Consider the following 15,613-nt stretch of genomic DNA (forward strand, 5'->3'; position numbering starts at 1 on the left):
CAGTCGATCGCCCTGGTGAATTTCACCAACGCTGCTTCGCCGGACCCTCACCCCAACCCCTCTCCCGGCGGGAGAGGGGCTCGTAGCGGATCACATGCCCAGCAGCATTCGGTGCGGGTTCTCGAGCTGGTTCTTGATGTCGACCAGGAACAGCACCGCGTCCTTGCCGTCGATGATGCGGTGGTCGTAGCTCAGCGCGATGTACATCATCGGGGCGGCAATGACCTGGCCGTTCTCGACGATGGCGCGCTCCTTGATGGCGTGCATGCCGAGGATCGCCGACTGCGGCGGGTTGATGATCGGCGTCGACATCAGCGAGCCGAACGTGCCGCCGTTGGTGATGGTGAACGTGCCGCCCTGCAGGTCCTCGAGCTTGAGGCCGCCTTCGCGCGCCGCCTTGGCGAACCCGTCGATGCCCTTCTCGACATCGGCAAAGCCCATGCGCTCGACGTTGCGCAGCACCGGGGTGACCAGGCCCTTGTCGGTCGACACCGCGATCGAGATGTCCGCGTAGCCGTGGTAGATGATGTCCTTGCCGTCGACCGAGGCGTTGACCAGCGGGTACTTCAGCAGCGCATTGGCGGCGGCCTTGGCGAAGAAGCTCATGAAGCCGAGCTTGATGCCGTGCTCCTTCTGGAACGACTCGCCAAGCTCCTTGCGCATGGCCATGACCTTGCCCAGGTTGACCTCGTTGAAGGAGGTCAGCATGGCGGTGGAGTTCTTCGACTCCATCAGACGCTCGGCGATGCGGGCGCGCATGCGGGTCATCGGCACGCGCTCCTCGGGACGGGCGCCGCCGGCCTTGCCGACGCCGCCGCTGCGCGCGTAGTTGACGATGTCTTCCTTGGTCACCGCGCCGCGGCGGCCGGTGCCTTCCACGTCCTTGGGGTCGATGCCTTCCTTGGCGGCGGTGAAGCGCGCGCCCGGCGGCAGCTCGCCGCCCTTGTCGGACTTCGCGGCCGGCTTGGCGGCCTCGGACTTGGCGGTGTCGCTCTTGGGCTGGACCGGCTTGGTGTCGGCTTCCTGCTTCTTCGCCTCGTCCTTCGACGCGGCCGCATCGCCCTTGGCCTCGCCCGATGCAGCGGCGCCCGCCTCGACGATCGCCAGGACCTGCTCGCTGGTCACGGTGGAGCCGGTGTCGAACTTGATTTCCTTGAGCACGCCGTCGACCGGCGAGGGCACTTCCAGCACCACCTTGTCGGTTTCCAGGTCGACCAGGTTCTCGTCGCGCTTGACCGCGTCGCCCGGCTTCTTGTGCCAGCTGGCGATGGTGGCGTCCGACACGGACTCGGGCAGTACCGGGACTTTGATTTCGGTGCTCATGGGGAAAACGTCCTTAGAAATGGGTCGATCCGAACGGTGGTGTCGTGTCCCCGGCAGGGCCGGGCGTCTCAATCTGTCGCGCGCGGCCGTGGCCGCGATGCATCACTCGGCGTAATCCTCGCCCTGCAGCGGATTGACCAGCGCGTCGGCGACCAGCTTGGTCTGCTCGGCGACGTGGTCGGCGAAGTGGCCCGCGGCCGGGGAGGGCGAACGCAGGCGGCCGGCGTAGTGGAGCGATTGCTTGCCCTGGAGGCAGTGCGTGAGGTGGTGGCGGATCTGGTACCACGCGCCCTGGTTCTGCGGCTCTTCCTGGCACCAGACCACGTCGGTGGCGGCGCCCAGGCGCTTGAGCTCGGCCTTCAGTGCCTCGCGCGGGAACGGATAGAGCTGCTCGACGCGCACCAGGGCGACGTCGTCCAGCTCCTGCTTCTGCGCCTCTTCCAGCAGGTCGTAATAGACCTTGCCCGAGCACACCACGACCCGCTTGACCTTCTTCGCGGTGGCGGTGGTGTCCGGGATCAGCGTCTGGAAGCCGCCGTCGGCCAGCTCCTCCAGCGAGGACACGGCCAGCTTGTGGCGCAGCAGCGACTTGGGCGTCATCACCACCAGCGGCTTGCGGGTGGCCATGTGCATCTGGCGGCGGATCATGTGGTACGCCTGCGCCGGCGTGGTCGGCACGCAGACCATCATGTTGTCCAGCGCGCACAGCTGCAGGAAACGCTCCAGTCGCGCGGAGCTGTGCTCCGGGCCCTGGCCCTCGTAGCCGTGCGGCAGGAACAGCGCCAGGCCGCACAGGCGGCCCCACTTGGCCTCGCCCGAGGACAGGAACTGGTCGATCACCACCTGCGCGCCGTTGGCGAAGTCGCCGAACTGGCCTTCCCAGATGTCCAGCGTCATCGGGTCGGCGGTGGAGTAGCCGTACTCGAAGCCCATGACCGCTTCCTCGCTGAGCAGCGAGTCGATGATGGTGACGTCGGTCGGGTTCTCGACCAGCGCGCGCAGCGGCACGCGGGCTTCGTTGCCGTCCTGGTCGTGGAGGATGGCGTGGCGGTGGAAGAACGTACCGCGGCCGCTGTCCTGGCCGACCAGGCGCAGGCGGTAGCCCTCGGTCAGCAGCGTGGCGTAGGCGAGGTTCTCCGCGAAGCCCCAGTCGCCGCCCTGCTTGCCGGCGGCCATCTTGCGGCGGTCGTCGTAGATCTTGGCGACGCGGGCGTGCAGCTTGGTGCCTTCGGGAATGGTGTTGATCGCCTTGGCGAGGCGGTCGAGTTCCTTGCGCTTGAAGGTGGTGTCGACGGTGTCGCCGAGCTTGCCCTTGAGGAACTTGGTCCAGTCGACGGTGAACTCGTCGGGCTTGACCTCCACCAGGTCGGTGGTGACCACGCCCTCGTCGAGCTTGTCGCGGTAGGCGTCGACCATGGCCTGCGCGTCGGCTTCGGTGATGGTGCCCTCGGCGATGAGGCGCTCGGCGTACAGTGCGCGCGGCGTCTTGTGCTTGCGGATCACCTGGTACATGCGCGGCTGCGTCGCCGCCGGCTCGTCGGCCTCGTTGTGGCCGTGGCGGCGGTAGCAGACCAGGTCGATGACCACGTCCTTGCCGAAGCGGTTGCGGAAGTCCAGCGCCATCTCGGCGCAGAACACCACGGCCTCCGGGTCGTCGCCGTTCACGTGCAGCACAGGGGCGCCGACCATCTTGGCCACGTCCGTGCAGTACAGCGTGGAGCGGGCGTCCTGGCGCTCGCTGGTGGTGAAGCCGACCTGGTTGTTGATGACGATGTGCACCGTGCCGCCGACCGCGAACCCGCGCGCCTGCGACATCTGGAACAGCTCCATCACCACGCCCTGGCCCGCGAACGCGGCGTCGCCGTGCATCAGCACCGGCAGCACCTGCGCGCGGCCGTTGTCGCCGCGACGGGCCTGGCGGGACCGGACACTGCCGGCGACCACCGGGTCCACGATCTCCAGGTGCGAGGGGTTGAACGCCAGCGCCAGGTGCACCGGGCCGCCGGGCGTGGCGACGTCGGCGGAGAAGCCCATGTGGTACTTCACGTCGCCGGTGTGGGCGAGGTCGTGGTTGACGTGCTCGAACTTGCCCTCGAACTCGTCGAACAGCTGGCGCGGCGGCTTGCCGAGCGTGTTGATGAGCACGTTGAGGCGGCCGCGGTGGGCCATGCCGATCACCACGTCCTGCACGCCGTTTTCACCGGCGCGGCGGATGGTGGCGTCCATCAGCGGGATCAGCGAATCGCCGCCTTCCAGTGAGAACCGCTTCTGGCCGACGTACTTGGTGCCCAGGTACCGCTCAAGGCCGTCCGCGGCGGTCAGGCGCTCGAGGATGCGGCGCTTGGCGTCGGCGCTGAAGCCGAACTTGCCGCCCGCCGCTTCCAGGCGCTCGTACACCCAGCGGCGCTGCTCCGCGTCGGTGATGTGCATGAATTCCGCGCCGATGCTGCCGGCGTAGGTGGCCTTGAGCGTCGACAGGATGTCGCGCAGCTTCATGCGCTCGTTGCCGGCCAGGCCGCCGGTGCTGAAGGTCGCGTCGAGGTCGCTCTCGGACAGGCGGTGGAATCCCAGCGCCAGGTCGGGGGCCTCGGGCTTCTCGAGCAGGCCCAGCGGGTCGAGGTTGGCGGCCAGGTGGCCGCGCGAGCGGTAGGCCGTGATCAGCTTGCCGACGCCGCGTTCGCGCTCGTCGCCCGCGCCCGTCGTCGCGACGCCACTGCCGCTGGCGGTGCGCTTGGCGGCCTCGGCGATGCTGGCGATGGCGGCCGAGTGCGGAAGGTCGCCCGCCTCGCGTCCCTTGAAGCCGTCGAAGTAGGCGCGCCACTTGGCACCCACCGACTCCGGATCGACCAGGTACTGCTCGTACAGGTCTTCGATATAGGCGGCATTGGCGCCGAGTTGCGAGGACTGGGCGAAGTGCTTCAGCAGATTGTCCACGATGGGGTCGGGAGACTCGGTAGGGGAAGTCGGGGCCGAATCGCGCACGCAGGCGCATGAACAGGCCCAAGAGCCGCGAATTGTAGCGTCAGCGCGGGGTCTTCGGCCAATCGACCGGCAACGTGGATCACGGATCGCGGGCGACCGGTTGCGACGGATTCAGCCCGGACCGCGGCCGGGTATCCCTAGATGCCCAGCGCCCTGAACTCGCTGCAGGGTCGGCCCCGCTGCCAGGGCTCATCGAACGTGGCGCGCAACTGCCGTACCCGCGCGGGCGCATCCAGCCGGGTCTCGCCGTCGAAGCGGTGGCCCAGGGACCGGAACAGGTAGCCGCCGCCGTCGTTGACGAGGTAGGCCGACGGGTACTCGAGGTCGACCGGCTCCTCGATCACACGGAACGCGAAGGCGCTGGGCAGGCGCTGGCCCAGTCCGATCAGCGGTGCACCGCGGCGCTGGGGGGCTGTGGCGTGCTGCAGCAGTACCTGGACCTCGCCGCCGTTGGTGGCGAAGCGGCGCAGAGCGGCGAGCACCCCGGTGGCGTCCAGCAGGCCCGGGTCGAGTTCGCGGCTGTAGATGTGGAGCTGCCGGCGGGCCCCGGCGATGACGCCGACCGCTGCGGCGACGGCGGCTTCGCGCGATTCGACCGGATTGGCCGCGTCCAGCAGCAGGCGCATGGTCTGGTGCTCGATGCCCGCTTCCTCGAAGCGCTCGCCGAGCGGCAGGAAGCCGTGGCGGGCGTAGAAGTCCCGCGCCGAGACTTGCGCGTGCAGCGATACCTCGCGCCAGCCGCGTTCGCGGGCCGCTGCCAGCAGGGCCAGCAGCAGGGCATCGCCCACGCCGCGGCCGCGCCACGGCGCCAGCACGGCCATGCGCCCGATCTTGTGCTCGGGCGTCAGGCGGCCGGTGCCGATGGGCTGGCCGGCCGCGTCGCGCGCGAGAACGTGGACGCACTGCGGATCCAGCGCGTCCCACTCCAGCTCCAGCGGCACCCGCTGCTCCTGCACGAAGACGGTTTCACGCACTGTGCGCAGGTCCGGCAGCGCGGTTTCATAGTCGACGGTGTCGACCCCGAACCCCTGGGTGTCCATCGTGTGCGGGCCAGTCGTGTGCATCAGTCGTCGTCCCCCAGTCCTTCTTCCCAGCCCTCGTCGGGCATTTGCAGCTGGTAGTGGCCTTCGTGCAGCAGCGCCTGCACGCGGTCGCGGCCGGCCTCCGACAGCGCTGAATAGAACTCGCCGTCGATCTCCGCCGCATTGGCGATGCGCTGGGCATCACGGGCCGGCAGGGCGTGCACCTGGCCGCTGACGAACAGCTGCGCCTGCGCACCTCGTTTATGCGCCCTGCGCCACGCCATCCGGGAGAAGGGATGGCGCAGCAGGCGGCCGCCATTGGACAGGTCCCATTCGATCTCGATGCGCGAGCGCGAATCAGGCGGCGCTTGCACCTGGCCGGCGCTGCGGTACAGCGTGATGAAGCGGCCGAACCAGTCGCCAAGACGGTCCGGGTCGTTCATGCGCAGCGCGTTGAGTGCGGCGACCACGCGCTCCATGGCCGCCGGGTCGATCTCGGCAGGGTCCGCGGCAGGCGCGAGGTCCGGGTCGTGGTAGCGCTCGGACTCGTCGGCGTCGGCAGCCAGGGTGTCGACGAAATCGCCCAGGAGCTCGGCCGCCGACGGGGCGCGCATGCCGATCGAGAACGTCAGGCATGCGTCCTCGGCGACGCCGTGGTGCGGCACGCCCGGCGGCAGGTAGAGCATGTCGCCGGGCTCAAGGACCCAGTCGTGGGTCGGCTTGAAGCGCTGGAGCAGCTTCAGCTCGACATCGTTGCGGAATGCCAGCGGCGGGTCGTCGGACGCATCGATCTGCCAGCGTCGCCGCCCCTGCGCCTGCAGCAGGAACACGTCGTACTGGTCCACGTGTGCGCCGACCGAGCCGCCGGGCGCGGCGAAGGACACCATCACGTCGTCGATCCGCCAGCGCGGCAGGAAGTCGAACGCCTCCAGCACCTGCGCCACGTCCGCGTCCCACTTGTCCACGTCCTGCACCAGCAGCGTCCAGTCGTGGTGCGGCAGGGTGGGGAACAGGTCCTCGGGGAACGGGCCGTTGCGCAGCAGCCATCGGTCCGCGCCGCCGGCGCCGTCGCCACGTTCATGCGCGACGATCCGCGACAGCGCGGCGTCCTCGCAGGCCAGGCCGGCCAGGTCCTCGGGCTGGATGGGGGACACGAAGCCGGGAAAGGCATTGCGGATCAGCAGCGGCTTCTTCTGCCAGTAGTCGCGCAGGAAGTCGGCCGGCGGCATGCCCAACGGAGGCAGCCGGGCACCATCGACTTCAATCGGCAGCGCGTTCTTGGCGGTCCTCGCGTGCTTGCGGGCGGTGGCGGTGGATGAAGCGGGTCGCTTGGGGGTCATGTGGCGATCTCGTCGTAGCCGCGGCCCAGGAACTGCAACAGGCACCAGCCGTGGCCGAAGGGGTCGGCCAGTTGGACGATGCGGCCCCATGCGTACTCCCGCACGTCGCCTTCGGCGGTTGCGCCGGCATCCAGTGCGCGGGCGAGGGCGGCGTCCAGGTCATCCACCACCACGTCGCAGTGCAGCGGGGTCCAGTGGCGGGCGTAATCCCGCGGCATGATGCCGGCACCGGTACTGCCGGCGGGTTTCTCCAAGAGGTATACCGGCGCGTTACCGCCCAGCAGTTCAACGCCGGCGTTGCCGAACCGGCGGGACACGCGCAGGTCGAACGCGCGCGTATAGAACGCTTCGGCCGCGGCCAGGTCGGGGACATCGATGTTGACCAGTACGTGCATGGGATTCCGGGAGGAGATCAGGACGTAACGCGCCAGGGCGGATGGCGGCGGTTGGTGCCTGCGTGGAAGAGGCAGAGCCGGTTGCCGGCGGGATCGCGCAGCCGCGCCTCGCGCCACAGCCATGGCTGGTCGGTCGGCATCTGGTCGAACGCGATCCCCCGGGCCTGCAGGTCGGCTACGCGGGCATCGAGGTCCTCGCACTCGAAATAGACCAGCACGCCGCTGTCTTCGGGGCCTTCCTCGACGTGGTGAAGCGAGAACGTCGCGCCGCCATCCGGGCATTCGAAGCGCGCATAGCGGGGCGCCGAATCCACGACCAGCGTGAACCCCATCGACCGGTAGAACGCGATGCAGGCCGGGACGTCGCGGGCGGGCAGGGTGACCTGGTTGAGGTTCATGCGTCGACGCCTCCCGGTGCGGCGCGCGCGTCGATCAGACGTCGCGCGCCATGCGTTCGGCCAGCCCGGTGTAGCTGCCCGGGGTCATGGCCAGCAACCGCTGCTTCTCGTCCTCGGGCAGGTCCAGGCCCTGGATGAACTCGCGCATGGAGGCCGCGTTGATGCCCTGGCCGCGCGTCAGCGCCTTGAGCTGCTCGTACGGATTGGGCAGGCCGTGTCGGCGCATGACCGTCTGGACAGCTTCGGCCAACACTTCCCACGCGGCATCCAGGTCGGCGGCCAGCCGGTCGGGATTGGCGCTGAGCTTGTCCAGGCCGCGCAGGAGCGCGTCGAAGCCGATCAGCGCGTGCCCGAAGGCCGTGCCCAGTGCGCGCAGCACGGTGGAGTCCGTGAGGTCGCGCTGCCAGCGGCTGATCGGCAGCTTGGCGGCGAAGTGCTCGAACAGCGCGTTGGCGATGCCGAAGTTGCCCTCGGCATTCTCGAAGTCGATCGGGTTGACCTTGTGCGGCATCGTCGAGCTGCCCACCTCCCCGGCCTTCACCGCCTGCTTGAAGTAGCCCAGCGAGATGTAGCCCCAGACGTCGCGGCACAGGTCGATGCAGACCGTGTCGATGCGGCGCTGCGCGTCGCACAGCTCGGCGATGCCGTCGTGCGGCTCGATCTGGGTGGTGTAGGGCTGCCAGTTCAGGCCCAGCGAGTGCACGAAACGCTCGGAGAAGGCCGGCCAGTCGATGTCGGGGTAGGCGGCCAGGTGCGCGTTGAAGTTGCCGACCGCGCCGTTGATCTTGCCCGGCATCGGCGTGGCGGCCAGCGTCTCGCCCTGGCGCTGCAGGCGCGCCACGACGTTGGCGATTTCCTTGCCGACGGTGGTGGGCGAGGCGGTCTGGCCATGCGTGCGCGAGAGCATCGGCAGCGCAGCGTGCTCGTGCGCCATGGTGCGCAGCTTCTGGATCAACGCGTCGAGCCTGGGCAACAGCACGAACTGGCGCGCCTGGCTCAGCATCAGCGCGTAGCTGAGGTTGTTGATGTCCTCGGAGGTGCAGGCGAAGTGCACGAACTCCAGCGCCGGGCCCAGCTCCGCGTCGTCCTTCAGGCGCTCCTTGATCAGGTACTCGACCGCCTTGACGTCATGGTTGGTGGTGCGTTCGATCTCCTTGACCCGCGCGGCATCCTCCAACGAGAGGTTCTCGGCGAGGTCTCGCAGCCGCCGGGTGGCGCCGTCGCTGAAGGGCGCGAGTTCGGAGATGCCCGGCTCGGCCGCCAGTGCCAGCAGCCACTCCACCTCCACCTTCACCCGGGCCTTGATCAGCCCGTACTCGGAGAAGATCGGGCGCAGGGCATCGACCTTGCCGGCGTAGCGGCCATCGAGCGGGGACAGGGCAAGCAGCTGGGTTTCGACGGCGGACATGGACGGACCGGGCAGGCGAGGGGGCGACAATTCTACAGAGGCCGGGCGCCGCGGACCGGCGCGTTCGGCGGCGTGGCGATGCGCGGGCTCCATGTCTCACGGAGAGGCGCCGGCCGACGGACTATCCTCGCGCTCACGGGCCTGCTGCGCCGGGCCCACTGCACCAGTCCGCGGCACCAATGTCGCGCCCAACCAGGAGGCACGCCATGGCAGATACGCCCGCAACCCGCATCGAACACGACAGCATGGGCGAGTTGCACGTGCCTGCCAACGCGCTTTGGGGCGCTCAGACCCAGCGGGCGGTGGAGAACTTCCCGATGTCGGGCCGGCCGATGCGCCGCGGCTTCATTCGGGCGCTGGGGCTGGTCAAGGCCGCGGCGGCCGATGCCAACGGTACCCTCGGCCTGCTGCCCGAGGCGACCGCCGCGGCCATCATCCGGGCAGCCGAAGCCGTCGCGGGTGGCCAGCATGACGGCGAGTTTCCCGTCGATGTCTTCCAGACGGGTTCGGGGACGTCGAGCAACATGAACGCCAACGAGGTGATCGCGACGCTGGCGTCCACCGGCCGGCGCCGCGTGCACCCCAACGACCACGTCAACCTCGGGCAGAGTTCCAACGACGTCATCCCAACGACAATCCGGGTGAGCGCCGTGCTGGCGGTCGCCGAAGACCTGCAGCCGGCTGTGCGTCACCTGCGCCGGACCATCGAGCGGAAGGCGAAGTCGCTCGACAAGGTGGTCAAGACCGGCCGCACGCACCTGATGGACGCGATGCCGTTGACGCTGGGCCAGGAGCTGCGGACCTGGTCGGCGCAACTGGCATCGGCCGAGGCTCGGATCGAGGACGCCCTGGGGCGTCTGAGGCGCCTGCCGATCGGCGGCACGGCCATCGGCACCGGGATCAACGCCGACCCGCGGTTCGCGAAGGGCGTGGTGCGGGCGCTGTCGCGCCGCTCGGGGGCGCGCTTCGCCCCGGCCGCCAACCTGTTCGAAGGGATTGCCAGCCAGGACGACGCGGTCGAACTGTCAGGGCAGCTCAACGCCTTGGCGGTGGCCCTCATGAAGATCGCCAACGACCTGCGCTGGATGAACTCCGGGCCGCTCGCCGGGCTGGGCGAAGTAGAGCTGCCGGCGCTGCAGCCGGGCAGCTCGATCATGCCGGGCAAGGTCAACCCGGTGGTGCCCGAAGCCGTTGCCATGGCCTGCGCGCAGGTGATGGGCCACCACGTGGCGATCACGGTGGCCGGCCAGAGCGGCAACTTCCAGCTCAACGTGATGCTGCCGCTGGTGGCCGACAACCTGCTGGATTCGATCGGCCTGATGGCGGCGAGCGCGCGCCTGATGGCCGACAGCACGATTGCCGGCATGAAGGTCAGACGTGACCGGCTGGATGACGCGCTCGCGCGCAATCCCATCCTGGTGACGGCATTGAACCCGGTGATCGGTTACGAGAAGGCCGCGGCAATCGCCAAACGTGCCTATCGCGAGCAGCGTCCGGTGCTGGACGTGGCGCTGGAGGACAGCGGGCTGGACCGGCGCACGCTGGAAAAGCTGCTGGATCCCGCGGCACTCACGCGCGGCGGGATCCAGTCAGGCCCGGCCTGATCGGAGCCGGGCTGACGGATCAGCCGGGAATCAGCGGCCCGCGGCCTCGGCCTCTTCGGCAGCCGACAGCCCTTCGGACTCTGCGTCGTCCGCCTGCGGACGCTCGACTGCGGCGCCTGTCGCACCGCGGATCGTGTCGCGGATCTCTTCGCGGATGGTTTCGCGCACGGCTTCCCGCTTCACCGTGCGGTCGCCGGTGTCGTTGCCGCAATCGTCGATGTCCGCTTCGGTCATCGTCGCGTACGGACGGAACTCGGGAAGCGACGCCGCCAGCGCCTGTTGGCTGGCCAGCATGGCCGGCAAGCGGTCGCAAATCTTCAGCGCTTCGGTCTCGATGGCGGCTGCCTGCGCCTCGATGCGCTGCTCGAACGCCTCCATCTCGCCGGTGAAGATGCTCTTGATCGCACCACCGGCCGCTTCCATGCCCAGATCCGCGCCCTTGGCGCCCAGCGTCATGCCGGTGCTGACCACGTCCAGGATGTGGCTGCGGTAGTCGAGCAGCATCGTGCGCTGCTCCGGAGTGACGGCCACGGCCTTGCCGTCGATCAGCAGGTCGCCTTCCGGGCTGATTTCGGCCTTGGGCAGCGGATTGCCTTCAGCATCGCGCGGTTGGTCGCGATTGATGTGGGTGTCACCGACCTGGATGTCCATGTCGCCGCTGACGCTGATGTTCTCGGTCGCCATCTCCTGGCGCGCTTCTTCGAGTGCGTTGGCGACAGTGCGGCCCAGTGCGGTGCGGGGTTCATCGGCTGCAGCCGCGCTGTCGCTGGCGGGTGCGGGCTTGGAGTCGGTGCTGCAGGCAGCCAGGGCCGGGACGACGGCGAGGCAGGCAACGAGGGCGAGTCGGCAAGTGGGTGTCATTGGGGGCCTCGTGTCAGATCGTTGCGAGTTCATGCCGGATCGTGGTTTCGCAATCCTCGACGTCGGCGGGCTCGAGGTTGGCGTACGGCTGGAACTGCGGAAGGCTGGAAGCCAGTTGCTGTTGCGAGGCCATCACCATCGGCAGTTGACGGCAGATGTCCCGCATGGCCGGCTCGAGGTTCTGCTGGACCGTACGCTCGATATCGCGTTCCAGCCGGCCGGTCATCGCGCTGAACATCAGGCCGATCCACGAGCTATCGCCCACTGCGTCCAATGCGGCGTTGGCGGTCCGCTCGCCGGCTTCGATGCCGGCCAGGGCGATTGCGACCACTTGGCCGCGGTAGGCCAGCAACTGCGCCCGTTGCCCGGCATCGATGGCCTGTGCCTTGCCTTCGATCAACAGGTCACCCTCGGGGGTGATTTCCGCACGGGGCAGGTCGGAAACGGCCGCTTCTTCGCGGTCGCCGAATTGCAGGCTGTTGTCGATGCGCAGGTTTTCGGTGCGCATGTCCCGTCGTGCCTTGGCCAGTTCGGTGCGAACCTCCTGGCGGGCGTCGCTCATCTCCTGCCGGATCTCAGCGTTGATACCGGTCGGCGCGGTCTCCCCGGCCTGGGCGGCCAGCGGTAACAGCAGGCACAGGGCGAGGGCGGCTTGGGGAATGTTCATGTGCAGGTCCTTGTCCTTGGTAACGGGCGGGTATCAGCCTTCGTCGCGCCAGCGGCGCAGGCGGATCGCGCCGAAGATCATGGCTGCGCCGACGATGGCACCGATCCAGAGTTCAGGCATCGCAAGCGTCTGCAGCTGGTTGCCGGCCGACATCTCGCGGGCGATGTCCAGCTGCCCGTTGGCACCGTCAAATCCACCGCGGTAAGCCATGTCGATAGCCGGGAAGGTGCCCAGCAGCAGGCGACCCACCGCATTGGCCCAGAACCAGGAACTGTCGAGGTTGAACAGTTCCATCAGGTCGAACCAGCTGACGAAGATGCCGGCGAACAGCGGGACCATGATTGCCCAGAGGAAGGGCTTGCTACGGGCCCAGGCCGAGCAGAGCAGCAGCCAGCCGATGGTGGGCAGGGCCCACAGGGCGTACACCGGGATCCAGGCGATGTGGCCACCGATCAGCGTCAGCGGGTTGGCCGGGCCCCAGAGCAGCTCCACGGGGTTGCCGCCATGCATCAGGACCACCGTGCTGATCATCAGCATGAACACGAACATGGTCAGGATCGACGCGCCGATGGCGATGATCGGGGCCACCAGGGCCGCACTGGCCACCTTCGAGAGGACCGTCTGAGTGTCGGAGATCGGCAGGGACTTCCAGAACAGCACGCTGCGGTCCTTGCGCTCGTCGTACAGCGCGCCCAGGCAGTAGAAGAAAACCACGAAGCCCAGCACGATGAAGGGCCACGAAGAGCTCAGCAGCAGCGTCAGGTCCAGGCCCTGCGCCATCTCGGCCATGTCCTCGGCGCTCATGCGGCTGGTCAGCTGGCCGATGTCGAGGCCGTTGACCTGCACGCCGTCGATTTCCATGTCGCCGTCGGCAATGGCACGGCGGGCCGCGATCAGGCCGACCACGATCGCCATGAGCGTCAGCAGCAGCGAGATGCCGCCGGCGACCAGCGGTGCCCAGAGGAAGCCGCCCTTGTGCTCCCAGAACTCGCGCTTGAGCAGCAGCTTGAACGTATGGGTGGGATGCGGGGCGTGGGCCACCGCGCGCGGCGCGGTCGGGCTGCCACCGTCGATACGGGTGTCGAGGGCGTTCATGCGTAGGTCCCCTTCATGGTGGCGACGAACAGGTCGGCCAGCCCGGGCGTGCGGATCTCGCCCAGCGTGGCCAGTTGGGAGGCGGGCACGCCGTCGAACAGCATCACCGTCTTGCCGAAGGGCAGGGCGCGCTCGTCCAGCGGCTTGAGTGCGCGCGCGGCGTTGAGGTGGTCGGCGTTGACCAGCACTTCGGTAAAGCGCTCGCCAAGCGTGTCCATCTCGGTGTCGAGCACGATCTTGCCGTCCTGGATGAACATCACGTCGGTGAGGATGTGTTCGATCTCCTCGACCTGGTGGGTGGTGACCAGGATGGTCTTCTGCTCGTCGAAGTAGTCCTCCAGCAGGCGCTGGTAGAACTGCTTGCGGTACAGGATGTCCAGGCCGAGCGTGGGCTCGTCGAGCACCAGCAGGCGGGCGTCGATCGCCATTACCAGCGCCAGGTGCAGTTGCACGATCATGCCCTTGGACATTTCACGCACCCGCATGCCGGGCTTGAGCTGGGTGCCGGCGAGGAAGCGCTCGCAGCGGGCACGGTCGAAGCGCGGGTGTACGCCGGCGACGAACTCGATCGCCTCGCGGACCTTCATCCAGCGCGGCAACACGGCCACGTCGGCGATGAAGCAGACGTCGCGCATCAATTCGTCGCGCTCGGTGCGCGGGTCGCGGCCCAGCACGCTGAGCTCGCCGTCGAAGGGGATCAGCCCGAGGATGGCCTTGAGCGCGGTGGTCTTGCCGGCGCCGTTGGGGCCGATCAGGCCGACGATGCGGCCGGCGGGGATCTCGAATGCGGTGTCGGCCAGCGCCAGCTTGTTCTTGTACTGCTTGCGAAGGCGGCGGGCGCTGACGACCGGTGCCGTGGTCGTGGCGGCGGTGTCGAGTACGGCGTTCATCGTGCACCTCCCGTGGCCGGGGCGGCCTTCATCAGCTCGTCCATGTCCAACCCCAGGCGGAGGATGCGCTCCAGTACCAGCGGCCACTCCTCGGTGAGGAAGCGCTCGCGCTCGTTCACCAGCAGCTTCCTTGCGGCTTCTTCGGTCACGTACATGCCCAGTCCCCTACGTTTTTCGACAAGGGCCTCGTCCGCCAACTCCTGGTAGGCGCGCGAGACGGTGATGGGATTCAGCTGGTACTCGGCGGCCACCTGCCGGACAGAGGGCAGGGCGTCGCCGGGCTTGAGTACGCCGTCGAGCATCATCGCGACGACGCGCTCCTTGAGCTGGCGGTAGATGGGAGCGCCGTCGCTCCACTGGATGGCGGTCATGGTCAACCCCGCGGTGCAAAAGAGAAGAAGGGCATGGCCAGCGCCTGGCGGCGGGCCGGTGTGCGCGAGGACGTGGCACGCGGGCCACGTTCGGCGGGGGTATCGACGTCCCTGTCCAGTGAAGCGGGATCCAGCGCAGCGGCCAGCGCCGTGGCGGTGGCCAGTTCGGTGAGCGCCGCAGGGCCTGCGAGCGTGTTCAGCTCGCCGGCGTCTGCCAGCACGGAATTCAACGGGGTGGCGCCATACGTGCTGTCATGCGGGCTGCCCACCATCGGCAGCGCCTGGCTGGACGCCACCAGGCCAAGGACCAGCAATGCACCGCTGGTCATCAGGGCCGAGATCGTGTTCTGGAGCTTGCGGTTCATGGGGTCCGTCCTGCTCGTTGGTAGACCGGTGTTGTAGGCAACTATAACACCAGTTTCCCCCATGTCAACCGGTCGGGGGAACCCCGACACCCCAACTGAAGTCATACTTGCCCGCCCACCCCCCCTGGAAGCCGCCAATGAGCCCGATCCATAAAGCCCACCCGGCTTCTTCGTCCCGCCCGGCGGGTGCTTGGCGGTGCCGGCTGGCCGGGCTCGGTGCGCTGCTACTGGTGTCTGCCGCCGCCTTCGCCGCGCAGGGCCTGCTGTCGGGCCACTCCTTCCGCCCCCTGGCCGGGAAAACCCCGGTGAACCTGCAGGCCGAGTACGGCGGTGATGTCGTGCTGGTGGTCAATACGGCGAGCAAGTGCGGCTTCACCCCGCAGTTCGAGGGTCTGGAAGCGCTGCATGCCACTTACAAGGACCGGGGTTTTGCGGTTCTGGGCTTCCCGTCCGGCGACTTCAAGGAGCAGGAATTCGACGACGAAGACGAGATCCGCGAGTTCTGCACGCTGACCTATGGCGTGAAGTTCCCGATGTTCGAGAAGTCGCACGTTGTCGGCCCCGACGCGTCAGGCCTCTACAAGGGTTTGGCCGCTGCGGCGGGCGAGGCGCCCAAATGGAATTTCCACAAATACCTGGTCGGCCGCGACGGCCGGCTGGTGGCCAGCTATGGCAGCAAGACCGTGCCGGACGACAAGCAACTGGTGGCGGCGATCGAGCGCGCCCTGGCGGCACCGCGCCCGGCGCGCTGAACACGACTCAAGGGCGGAGGCCGGGGTTTGCCCGGCGGCGCCATGGCCGCGACAATGCGCGGCTTGCCGGGCGGTCAGGACCCGGCCCCGGACTACCGGCGCCGCGATGCGACGCCCACCACCAATAGGAGCAGGACCGG

15 protein-coding genes are annotated in these 15,613 nt (G+C 68.4%); 2 read left to right on the forward strand and 13 right to left on the reverse strand.

Translation table 11 applies throughout. The features are described 5' to 3' along the window. Positions 1–90: 90 nt before the first annotated feature. The 7 genes from sucB to purB form a co-directional block, all read right to left on the reverse strand. On the reverse strand, positions 91–1,323 hold the full coding sequence (gene sucB / locus K6753_RS05455) for a dihydrolipoyllysine-residue succinyltransferase (protein ID WP_223675175.1): 1,233 nt from the start codon (positions 1,321–1,323) through the stop codon (positions 91–93). 102 nt (positions 1,324–1,425) lie between these two features. After that, positions 1,426–4,257 (reverse strand): 2-oxoglutarate dehydrogenase E1 component, encoded by a 2,832-nt coding sequence (locus K6753_RS05460; protein WP_223675176.1) that lies wholly within the window; start codon positions 4,255–4,257, stop codon positions 1,426–1,428. Between the two features lie 185 nt (positions 4,258–4,442). Then, positions 4,443–5,369 (reverse strand): GNAT family N-acetyltransferase, encoded by a 927-nt coding sequence (locus K6753_RS05465; RefSeq protein WP_223675178.1) that lies wholly within the window; start codon positions 5,367–5,369, stop codon positions 4,443–4,445. Next, a complete protein-coding gene (locus tag K6753_RS05470; protein WP_425492069.1) occupies positions 5,369–6,667 on the reverse strand; it encodes a JmjC domain-containing protein in 1,299 nt (432 codons plus the stop codon). Before K6753_RS05470 ends, K6753_RS05465 begins: the two co-directional genes overlap by 1 nt. Next, positions 6,664–7,062 carry a VOC family protein gene (locus K6753_RS05475; RefSeq protein ID WP_223675179.1) on the reverse strand — a complete coding sequence of 133 codons (399 nt, stop codon included), beginning with the start codon at positions 7,060–7,062 and terminating at the stop codon, positions 6,664–6,666. The genes K6753_RS05470 and K6753_RS05475 overlap by 4 nt, the downstream gene beginning before the upstream one ends. Before the next feature lie 17 nt (positions 7,063–7,079). Next, positions 7,080–7,460, reverse strand: a complete 381-nt coding sequence (locus tag K6753_RS05480) for a VOC family protein (protein ID WP_223675180.1) — start codon at positions 7,458–7,460, stop codon at positions 7,080–7,082. Between the two features lie 34 nt (positions 7,461–7,494). Beyond that, a complete protein-coding gene (purB, locus tag K6753_RS05485) occupies positions 7,495–8,868 on the reverse strand; it encodes an adenylosuccinate lyase (RefSeq protein ID WP_223675182.1) in 1,374 nt (457 codons plus the stop codon). A gap of 206 nt (positions 8,869–9,074) precedes the next feature. On the opposite strand from purB, the gene K6753_RS05490 reads away from it, so the two are divergent. Continuing rightward, the gene (locus K6753_RS05490; protein WP_223675185.1) at positions 9,075–10,472 is read left to right on the forward strand and encodes a class II fumarate hydratase; all 1,398 of its coding nucleotides are present in this window, start codon (positions 9,075–9,077) and stop codon (positions 10,470–10,472) included. Between the two features lie 30 nt (positions 10,473–10,502). Here K6753_RS05490 and K6753_RS05495 read toward each other — a convergent pair whose 3' ends face one another. From K6753_RS05495 to K6753_RS05520, 6 genes are read right to left on the reverse strand one after another with little or no spacing between them, the layout of a single operon-like run. Continuing rightward, positions 10,503–11,333 carry a YggN family protein gene (locus K6753_RS05495; protein WP_223675186.1) on the reverse strand — a complete coding sequence of 277 codons (831 nt, stop codon included), beginning with the start codon at positions 11,331–11,333 and terminating at the stop codon, positions 10,503–10,505. Positions 11,334–11,346: 13 nt separating this feature from the next. After that, positions 11,347–12,000 (reverse strand): hypothetical protein, encoded by a 654-nt coding sequence (locus tag K6753_RS05500; protein ID WP_223675188.1) that lies wholly within the window; start codon positions 11,998–12,000, stop codon positions 11,347–11,349. Positions 12,001–12,033: 33 nt separating this feature from the next. Further along, the gene (locus K6753_RS05505; protein WP_223675189.1) at positions 12,034–13,095 is read right to left on the reverse strand and encodes a hypothetical protein; all 1,062 of its coding nucleotides are present in this window, start codon (positions 13,093–13,095) and stop codon (positions 12,034–12,036) included. After that, positions 13,092–13,985, reverse strand: a complete 894-nt coding sequence (locus K6753_RS05510; protein ID WP_223675190.1) for an ABC transporter ATP-binding protein — start codon at positions 13,983–13,985, stop codon at positions 13,092–13,094. Before K6753_RS05510 ends, K6753_RS05505 begins: the two co-directional genes overlap by 4 nt. Then, on the reverse strand, positions 13,982–14,356 hold the full coding sequence (locus tag K6753_RS05515) for a GntR family transcriptional regulator (RefSeq protein ID WP_223675193.1): 375 nt from the start codon (positions 14,354–14,356) through the stop codon (positions 13,982–13,984). The genes K6753_RS05510 and K6753_RS05515 overlap by 4 nt, the downstream gene beginning before the upstream one ends. A 2-nt stretch (positions 14,357–14,358) precedes the next feature. Continuing rightward, positions 14,359–14,721, reverse strand: a complete 363-nt coding sequence (locus tag K6753_RS05520) for a hypothetical protein (RefSeq protein ID WP_223675194.1) — start codon at positions 14,719–14,721, stop codon at positions 14,359–14,361. A 230-nt stretch (positions 14,722–14,951) separates the two neighbouring features. Between K6753_RS05520 and K6753_RS05525 the strand changes: the two genes are divergently transcribed. Continuing rightward, a complete protein-coding gene (locus tag K6753_RS05525) occupies positions 14,952–15,473 on the forward strand; it encodes a glutathione peroxidase (protein WP_425492070.1) in 522 nt (173 codons plus the stop codon). Positions 15,474–15,613: the final 140 nt, after the last annotated feature.

This window comes from Novilysobacter selenitireducens (assembly GCF_020026895.1).
GTDB lineage: Bacteria > Pseudomonadota > Gammaproteobacteria > Xanthomonadales > Xanthomonadaceae > Lysobacter_C > Lysobacter_C selenitireducens.